This is a genomic window from Variovorax sp. AC103 (genome assembly GCF_979254005.1).
Genome location: NZ_CEEDFC010000014.1, coordinates 203,396 through 211,792, shown reverse-complemented (window position 1 = coordinate 211,792; position 8,397 = coordinate 203,396). Strand labels below are relative to the sequence as shown.

The 8,397-nt window shown below is 67.5% G+C and carries 9 protein-coding genes; 1 reads left to right on the top strand and 8 read right to left on the bottom strand.

Annotated elements, in window-relative coordinates:
• Nucleotides 1-99: 99 nt before the first annotated feature.
• Both AC0IYU_RS21140 and AC0IYU_RS21135 read right to left on the bottom strand, forming a co-directional pair.
• On the bottom strand, nt 100-1,038 hold the full coding sequence (locus AC0IYU_RS21140; protein WP_472120719.1) for a 2-hydroxyacid dehydrogenase: 939 nt from the start codon (nt 1,036-1,038) through the stop codon (nt 100-102).
• Nucleotides 1,039-1,189: 151 nt separating this feature from the next.
• On the bottom strand, nt 1,190-3,031 hold the full coding sequence (locus AC0IYU_RS21135; RefSeq protein WP_472120717.1) for an ABCB family ABC transporter ATP-binding protein/permease: 1,842 nt from the start codon (nt 3,029-3,031) through the stop codon (nt 1,190-1,192).
• A gap of 41 nt (nt 3,032-3,072) precedes the next feature.
• On the opposite strand from AC0IYU_RS21135, the gene AC0IYU_RS21130 reads away from it, so the two are divergent.
• Nucleotides 3,073-3,501 (top strand): acyl-CoA thioesterase, encoded by a 429-nt coding sequence (locus AC0IYU_RS21130; protein ID WP_435486326.1) that lies wholly within the window; start codon nt 3,073-3,075, stop codon nt 3,499-3,501.
• Between the two features lie 176 nt (nt 3,502-3,677).
• Here the strand turns inward: AC0IYU_RS21130 and AC0IYU_RS21125 are convergent, their stop codons facing one another.
• Genes AC0IYU_RS21125 through AC0IYU_RS21100 form a run of 6 tightly spaced genes read right to left on the bottom strand, consistent with a single transcriptional unit; the run spans nt 3,678 to nt 8,349 of the window.
• Entirely contained in the window at nt 3,678-4,442 is a 765-nt protein-coding gene (locus AC0IYU_RS21125) for an enoyl-CoA hydratase (RefSeq protein ID WP_472120715.1), read from the bottom strand.
• Nucleotides 4,443-4,479: 37 nt separating this feature from the next.
• Complete coding sequence (locus AC0IYU_RS21120; RefSeq protein WP_472120713.1) at nt 4,480-5,076, bottom strand: 2-hydroxychromene-2-carboxylate isomerase; 597 nt, start codon at nt 5,074-5,076, stop codon at nt 4,480-4,482.
• A gap of 25 nt (nt 5,077-5,101) precedes the next feature.
• On the bottom strand, nt 5,102-5,848 hold the full coding sequence (locus tag AC0IYU_RS21115) for an SDR family oxidoreductase (protein ID WP_472120712.1): 747 nt from the start codon (nt 5,846-5,848) through the stop codon (nt 5,102-5,104).
• A gap of 5 nt (nt 5,849-5,853) precedes the next feature.
• Nucleotides 5,854-6,684 carry an acyl-CoA thioesterase gene (locus AC0IYU_RS21110; protein WP_472120710.1) on the bottom strand — a complete coding sequence of 277 codons (831 nt, stop codon included), beginning with the start codon at nt 6,682-6,684 and terminating at the stop codon, nt 5,854-5,856.
• 46 nt (nt 6,685-6,730) lie between these two features.
• Nucleotides 6,731-7,933, bottom strand: a complete 1,203-nt coding sequence (locus AC0IYU_RS21105; protein WP_472120708.1) for an acetyl-CoA C-acyltransferase — start codon at nt 7,931-7,933, stop codon at nt 6,731-6,733.
• A complete protein-coding gene (locus AC0IYU_RS21100) occupies nt 7,930-8,349 on the bottom strand; it encodes an endonuclease domain-containing protein (RefSeq protein WP_472120706.1) in 420 nt (139 codons plus the stop codon). Before AC0IYU_RS21100 ends, AC0IYU_RS21105 begins: the two co-directional genes overlap by 4 nt.
• Between the last annotated feature and the right edge of the window lie 48 nt (nt 8,350-8,397).

Below are 8,397 nucleotides of genomic sequence, written 5' to 3'. Positions count from 1 at the left end.
CATCCCAGCCTTCCCCCAGAGGGGGAAGGAGCAAGACCGGCCTTGCAATGTCCCGGTGTCCTGACTTGCTCCCTCCCTCCCGGGGTAAGACGCAAGACCTCAGACGGGCGTGACGACGCCGCGCCCTGCGAAGTGCCCTTCGGCATTCGCAAGGAAATGGTCGACCGACTTCTGCGTCGCTTCGGGCGACCAGCCGGCCACGTGCGGCGTGAGCAGCACGTTGTCCAGCCCGACCAGCGGCTCGGGCCGCTTCGGTTCGCTCTCGTACACGTCGACGCCCGCGCCCGCGATGCGGTTCTCGCGCAGCGCCGCGGCCAGCGCCTCGGTGTCGACCACGCTGCCGCGCCCGATGCTCACCAGGTAACCCTGCGGCCCCAGCGCGTCGAGCACTTCGGCGTTGACCATGTGCTTCGTCGCCGGTCCGCCCGGCGCCACCAGCACCAGCACGTCGGCCCACGCCGCCAGCGACTTCAGGTCGTCGAAGTAGCGGTGCGTGGTGCCCTCGCGCGGCTTGCGGTTGTGATAGCCGATCTCCATGTCGAACGCCGCCGCGCGCCGGGCGATCTTCTGGCCGATGGTGCCCAGCCCCAGGATGCCCAGCTTCTTGCCCGACACGTTCGCCGGCTGCTCGATGGCCTCGCGCCACACGCCTTCGCGGCACAGCCGGTCGAGCTTGCGGAACCCGCGCACGATGCTGATCAGCATGCCCATGGCGTGGTCGGCCACGCAGTCGTCGTTGGTACCGGCACCGTTGGCCGTCACGATGCCGCGCGCACGCGTGACGTCGAGCGGCACGCCTTCATAGCCGGCGCCCAGGCAGCAGATCAGCTCCACCGCGGGCAGGGCCGCGATTTCCTCGGGCGTGATGCCGATCACGCCGATGGTCAGCACCGCGCGAAACTTCTTGCCGTGCTCGGCAATGGCGGCCGCGCGCTCGGCGGCGCCGAAGGCATAGGTCAGGTCGTAGACCTCGGCAATCTGGGCCTGGTGGGCGCTCGACAGGCTGTTGAGCACCAGCAGGGGAATCTTGGTCAGCACGTGGGAACTCCTAATCGATGTCAAAAAAATGGCGTGTATACCCCGCAGTGGAACACCGAGGATGCGGCTTTGCCGGGCCTCCGGTGTTGCCCCCGGCACGGGGTAGGAGAAGCGACACGAAGTGCGAAGTGCGCGGAGCCTGGGGGCGAGCCTAAAGAATCGGGGCCGCTTCGCTCTTCTGCAAAGCCCACATCTGGGCGTAGCGGCCCTGCCTGGCCAGCAGCTCGGCATGCGTGCCGCGCTCGACGATCACCCCGGCCTCGAGCACCAGGATCTCGTGCGCATCGACCACCGTCGACAGGCGGTGCGCGATGACCAGCGTGGTCTTGTCCTGCGCGGCGCTCTTGAGCTCCGACTGAATGGCGCGCTCGTTGGCCGAGTCCAGCGCCGAGGTGGCCTCGTCGAAGATCACGATCGGCGGGTCTTTCAGCAGCGTGCGCGCAATGGCCACGCGCTGCTTCTCGCCGCCCGACAGCTTCAGGCCGCGTTCGCCCACGGTGGTGTCGTAGCCCTTGGGCGTGGCCGAGATGAAGTCGTGGATGCGCGCGGCGCGCGCGGCGTTCTCCACCTCCTCGCGCGTGGCCCCCGGGCGGCCGTAGGCGATGTTGTATTCGACCGTGTCGTTGAACAGCACCGTGTCCTGCGGCACGATGCCGATGGCGCGGCGCACGCTGGCCTGCGTGACCTCGCGGATGTCCTCGCCGCCGATGGTGATGCGCCCTTGCTGCACGTCATAAAAGCGGTAGAGCAGCCGCGCCAGCGTGGACTTGCCCGAGCCCGAGGGGCCCACCACGGCCACCGTCTTGCCGGCCGGGATCTCGAAGCTCAGGTGCTTGAGGATGGGGCGCGCGGGTTCGTAGGCGAAGCTCACGTCCTCGAAGTGGATGGTGGAGTCCGTGCCGGCCAGCGGCTGCGCGCCAGGTGCGTCGCGCACCTCGCGGTCTTTCTCCATCAGCACGAACATCTTGTCCAGGTCGGTCAGGCTCTGCTTGATCTCGCGGTAGATCACGCCCAGGAAGTTCAGCGGTATGTAGAGCTGGATCATGAAGGCGTTGACCATCACCAAATCGCCCAGCGTCATGCGCCCCTCGACCACGCCCGAGGTGGCGCGCCACAGCATCAGCACCAGGCTCACGGCAATCAGCGCCTGCTGGCCGGTGTTGAGCATGCTCAGCGTGCGCTGGCTCTTGATGGCGGCCTTGCGGTAGCGGTCCAGGCTGGCGTCGTAGCGCTTGGCCTCGAACGCCTCGTTGTTGAAGTACTTGACCGTCTCGTAGTTGATGAGCGAGTCGACCGCCCGGCTCTGCGCCACCGAGTCGAGCTCGTTCATGGTCTTGCGGAACTGCGTGCGCCACTCGGTCACCGTGACGGTGAAGCCGATGTACAGCACCAGCGCCGCCCCGGTGATCCAGACGAACAGGGAGTCGAACTTGACCCCCAATATGGTGAGCACCAGCACCAGCTCGATGATGGTGGGCACGATGCTGTAGAGCGACATCGAGATCAGCGAGTGCACGCCGCGCGTGCCGCGCTCGATGTCGCGTGTCATGCCGCCGGTCTGGCGCTCCAGGTGGAAGCGCAGGCTCAGCGAGTGCAGGTGCTGGAACACCTCCAGCGCAATCTGGCGCGCCGTGCCCTCGGTGGCCTTGGCGAAGATCAGCTCGCGCAGCTCTCCGAACAGCGAGGTCGAGAAGCGCAGCAGGCCGTAGGCCAGCAGCAGGCCGATGGGCACGATGAGCAGGGCCTGGGCCAGCTCGGGCGCACCCGCCTTGGGCGTCATGGTGTCGACCAGGTTCTTCAGCAGCACCGGCACGCCCACGTTGGCCACCTTGGCGCCCACCATGAAGGCCAGCGCGGCGGCCACCCGCCATTTGTATTGCCAGAGGTAGGGAAACAGGCGGCGCAGCGTCGCCCAGTCGGAACGGTCGCTGCGCTCCGGCGGGTGGCCGGAGACGGTGTGTGTGGGGGGGAGGGCTTCGCCGCTTCGGCGCATGGAGGACAATCGTGGTTGCTTGTTTGTTCCAGATTGTGCCCATGTCAGACACTTCCAGCGCCGCCGCTGCCGCCACCCTCAAGAGCCTGCCCACCGACATGGAGCTGGTTCTCAAGGTCATCCCGATGCCGGCCGACTGCAACGCCAACGGCGACATCTTCGGCGGCTGGGTCATGGCGCAGTGCGACCTGGCCGGCTCGGTGATTCCGGCGCGTCACGCCAAGGGCCGCATGGCCACGGTGGCAGTGAACGAGTTCATCTTCAAGCAGCCGGTGCGCCTGGGCGACATCCTGTCGTTCTATTCGAAGCTGGTGCGCATCGGGCGCACGTCGGTCACGGTCACGGTGGAGGTGTTCGCCGAGCGCTTCCGGGCCCAGGGCGAATACATCAAGGTGACGCAGGCCACCTTCACCTACGTGGCCATCGACGACAACGGCCGCCCGCGCCCTATCGAGAAGTCGGCCGGTTAACTGCAGGCGCCCGGAACGCCCGAGGCTCCCGCCGGCAAGCCGGACGTGCACCGCCTTATCGCGTTAGATGCTACTTTTTCAGTAGCATCGTTCGCGGGCTGGACGCGCGTTAGGGGCGTTTTTCCCTTTGAAAACTGAACGTTGGGCAGCGTGCCCGCACCGGCCTGCAGCGCGCGTCAGACCTTCGAGAAATCCGGCTTGCGCTTCTCCATGAAGGCACCGAATGCCTCCTTGGCGGCCGGTTCGCGCAGCATGCGTCCGAAGCTCGCGCCCTCCTCGCCCATGCGTTCAAGCACGGCGGGCATCTGCGACTTCTTCAGCAGGCGCTTGGTCTCGATCAGCGCGCTCAGCGGCTTGGCCGCGAGCTTGCGCGCCTGCGTTTGCGCAATGGCGTTCGCCTCGGTCGGCGGCACCACGCGGTTGACCAGGCCCACTTCGAGCGCGGCTTCGGCCATGAAGGGTTCGCCCAGCAGCAGCGCCTCGGCCGCGCGGTGGTAGCCCAGCATCTGCGGCACCAGCAGGCTGGACGCGGCCTCGGGGCACAGGCCCAGGTTCACGAAAGGCATCGAGAAGGCTGCGTTGTCGCCCGCGTAGACCAGGTCGCAATGGAACAGCATCGTGGTGCCGATGCCCACGGCCGGGCCGCACACGGACGCGACGATCGGCTTGGGAAAGGTCGCGATGCCGCGCAGAAAGCGGAACACGGGCGACTCCTGCGTCGACGGCGGGGCGTTCAGGAAGTCGCCGATGTCGTTGCCGGCGCTGAAGATGGTCGGGTCGCCCTGGATCAGCACGCAGCGCACGGCCGCGTCGCCCTCGGCCGTGGCCAGCGCGTCGGCCAGTTCGGCGTACATGCTGCTGGTGATCGAGTTCTTCTTGTCGACGCGGTTGAAGGTGAGGGTCATCACACCGGCTTCGGTGTGGACGAGGATGTCGCTCATGGGAATGGTCCTTGGGTAAAAAGGGGCGTTGCCGCGGTCAGGCGGCTGCCAGTGCTTCGCGCACGAAATCGAGCCGGTCCTGGCCCCAGAACATCTCGGTGCCGACGAACATGGTCGGCGCGCCGAACACGCCGCGTTCCACGGCTTCCTGGGTGACGGCCTTGAGGCGGTCCTTGGTGTCCTGCGCACCGGCCAGCGCGAGCAGGCCGGCGGCGTCGAAGCCTGCATTCTGCAAGACGGCGCCGACGATGGCGGGGTCGTTGAGGTTCTTAGGCTCGACCCACATCGCGTGATAGACGGCATCCACATAGGCGCCGAAGCGCGCGGGCTCGGTCATCTGGATGCCGGTGGCGCCGCGCATCAGCAGCAAGGTGTTGATGGGGAAGAAGGGGTTGTGCACGTAGGGCACGCCGTAGCGCCTGGCAAAGCGCTGCAGGTCGGCGGTCATGTACGGGCCCTTGGGCTTGATCTCGGCGGGCGAATGGTTGCCGGTGGCCTGGAACACGCCGCCCAGCAGCATGGGCTTCCACACCAGGTCGGCACCGGTGTCGGCGCACACATGGGGCAGCTGGGTGGCCGCCAGGTAGGCAGCGGGGCTGCCGAAGTCGAAATAGAAGTCGACGGATCTGGTCATGGGTGTTGTCTCCTTCCTGGGGTCTTCAGAACTTCTCGGACCAGGGCCGCAGGTCGAGCTCGTGCGTCCACGCATCGCGCGGCTGCGAATGCAGCATCCAGTAGGCGTCGGCGATGTGTTCGGGGTTCAGGATGCCGTCGTCTTCCTTCAGCGCATAGCGCTCGGGGAAGTTGCTGCGGATGAACTCGGTGTCGATGGCCCCGTCGACCACCACGTGCGCCACGTGGATGCCCTGCGGACCCAGCTCGCGCGCCATCGACTGCGCGAGCGCGCGCAAGGCCATCTTGGCGCCAGAGAACGCGCCGAAGTTCGCCGCGCCGCGCAGCGACGCCGTGGCGCCCGTGAAGATGATCGTGCCGCGGTGGCCGCCCTTGGGCAGTTCACGCGCCACCATGCGCCGGGCCACTTCGCGGCCGTTGAGAAAACCCGAGAAACAGGCCATCTCCCACACCTTGAAGTACTTGCGCGCAGTCTCCGTGAGGATGCTCTCCGGCACGTTCGCGCCGATGTTGAACACCATGACCTCGATCGGCCCGATGGTCGACTCGATCTGCTCGACCAGCGCCACCACGTCCTCCTCCTTGCGTGCGTCGCAGGCGAAGGCGTGCGCCTTGCCGCCGTCGGCCTCGATCTGTGCCACCAGCGGCTGCAGCTTGTCGAGGCTGCGCCGCGTGACGCAGGTGGCATAGCCCTCGCGCGCGAAGCGGCGGGCAATGGCGCCGCCGGTGGCGTCGCCGGCGCCGACGACGAGTGCGGCTTTCGTCAGCGACATGGCGGTCATTCCTTGTAGTAGACGATCTGGTTCGACGTGGCCAGCAATGCGCCGCTTTCGCTCCACAACTGCGCGGCCTGGTCGAAGAAACCGTTGCTGAACTGCTGCCCCGTGGCGCTGCCCAGCAGGTAGCCCGTGCCGACCTCGGCCAGCTGTGCCGCGCTGGCATGGAAGTAGGTGGTGATCGACACCGTGCCCGCCGGCACCGGCTTGGCGCGGCGCAGCCACACGCGCGGATAGAACAGGTCGCTCATGGCCGCAAGCGACGTGAAGTCCAGCGGCCTGGGCTGGGCGTCGCGCAGCCAGAGCCGGCTTTCGCTGTGGTGGCCGTTGCCGTCCCACCGGGCCGGAATGCCGCCGCTGATCGGGCGCATCTCGTAATGGCCGATCCACGCCACGCCCGACGGGCCGATGGTGATGCGCTCGACCGCCTCGGGCTTGGGCACGGCGGGCATCGGCAGGTCGTTCTCGCCCCAGGTCTCGCGGCGCACCGCGGTGATCACCGTGGCGGTGGTCGTCATGTTCGGCGCGCCGCTCGGGCCGGCCTGGGTGATCTGCACCGTCCAGTGCTGCGTCGAGCGGTTGGTGCGCACGGCCGTGGCCTGGATGTCGAACGCACCGGCTTCCAGCGCCGCCGCGTAGTTGACCGTGAGCGCGATCGGCGCGCCGAGCAGGTCCGGGTGCTTCAGCACCGCCTGCAGCACCAGCGCCGCCGTGGTGCCCCCGAAGGGCCCGACCATGTTCCAGTAGTCGGGGCTGGTCATGCCCGTGAAGTGGCCCACGCGGATGTCGCTGTGGCGAATCGCGAGGGCCTTGTCGAACGGATGCGCTGTCATCTGTGTTGTCTCCTGCGACGGCTGCACGGCAAAACGACCTGGGCTGTCAGACGCGCTCGAAGATGCCCGCAGCGCCCTGGCCCATGCCCACGCACATCGTGACCATGCCGTACTTCAGATTCTCGCGACGCAGCGCGTGCACGACTGTCGCCGAGCGGATAGCACCGGTCGCGCCCAGCGGGTGGCCCAGCGCAATGGCGCCGCCCATCGGATTGACCTTGGACGGGTCGAGCCCCAGCGTCTGGATGACCGCCAGCGACTGCGCGGCAAAGGCCTCGTTGAGCTCGAACCAGTCAATGTCCTCGTGCTTCAGGCCGGCGTAGCGCAGCGCGGCCGGAATCGCCTCGATCGGGCCGATGCCCATAATGTGCGGCGGCACGCCCTTGCTGGCGAAGCTCACGAAGCGCGCGAGCGGCGTGAGGCCGTATTGCTTGACGGCCTTCTCGCTCGCCAGGATGAGCGCACCGGCGCCGTCCGAGGTCTGCGAGCTGTTGCCGGCCGTCACGGTGCCGCGCGCGGCGAACACGGTGCGCAGCTTGGCCAGGCCTTCGATGCTGGTGTCGGGGCGCGCGCCTTCGTCGAGGCTCACGGTGCGGGTCTTGGCGACCGACTCGCCGGTCTCCAGGTTCGGCGTGCGGTCGGTCACTTCGATGGGCGTGATCTCGTCGGAGAACTTGCCGGCCTTCTGCGCGGCCAGTGCCTTCTGGTGCGAGGCGAGCGCGAACGCGTCCTGGGCTTCGCGGCTCACCTTCCACTGCTGCGCGACCTTCTCGGCCGTGAGGCCCATGCCGTAGGCGATGCCCACGTCGCCTTCGCGTTCGAAGATGGCGGGCGACAGCGAAGGCGAGTTGCCCATCATGGGCACCATGCTCATGCTCTCGACGCCGGCGGCGATCATCACGTCGGCTTCGCCCACGCGGATGCGGTCGGCGGCCATCTGCACGGCCGACAGGCCCGAGGCGCAGAAGCGGTTGACGGTGATGCCGCCCACGCTGGTCGGCAGGCCGGCGAGCACCGCGCCGATGCGCGCGACGTTCAGGCCCTGTTGCGATTCGGGAATGGCGCAGCCGCAGATGATGTCCTCGATGGCCTTGGGGTCGAGGCTGGGGACCGCGGCGAGCGCGGCCCTGAGCGTGGTCGCGAGCAGGTCGTCGGGGCGGTAGTTGCGGAAGTAGCCGCGGTGCGACTTGCCGATGGGGGTACGGGTGGCGGAGACGATGTAGGCGTCTTGGACTTGTTTGCTGCTCATGAAGAAGCTCCTGGATTTTCTTGCTCCTTCCCCCTCCGGGGGAAGGCTGGGATGGGGGCCTGCGGCGTCAACTCGACAAGCCGGTTGGCTATGGCATGGCGAACCCCATCAAGATTGGTGAACGGATCGTTCGATGCAAAGCGCAGCACGTCGAAACCCTGCGCGCGGAAAAATGCGTCACGTCGCGCGTCGTAACCTTGCTGCGCTTGGTGCTGGGAGCCGTCGAGTTCGACGATCAGCTTCGGCGCAAGGCACGCGAAGTCGGCGATGTAGCCGCCCAGCGGATGCTGGCGCCGAAACTTCACGCCCAATTGCTCCGCGCGCAGACCGCCCCAGAGCTTGCGCTCCGAGTCGGTCATCTCGCGACGCAGCACCTGTGCGTTTGCACGGGCATTGGGCGTGGACTGGTTTCGCATCGTGCTTGGTTGGAGAGCCCCCATCCCTGCCTTCCCCCGGAAGGGGAA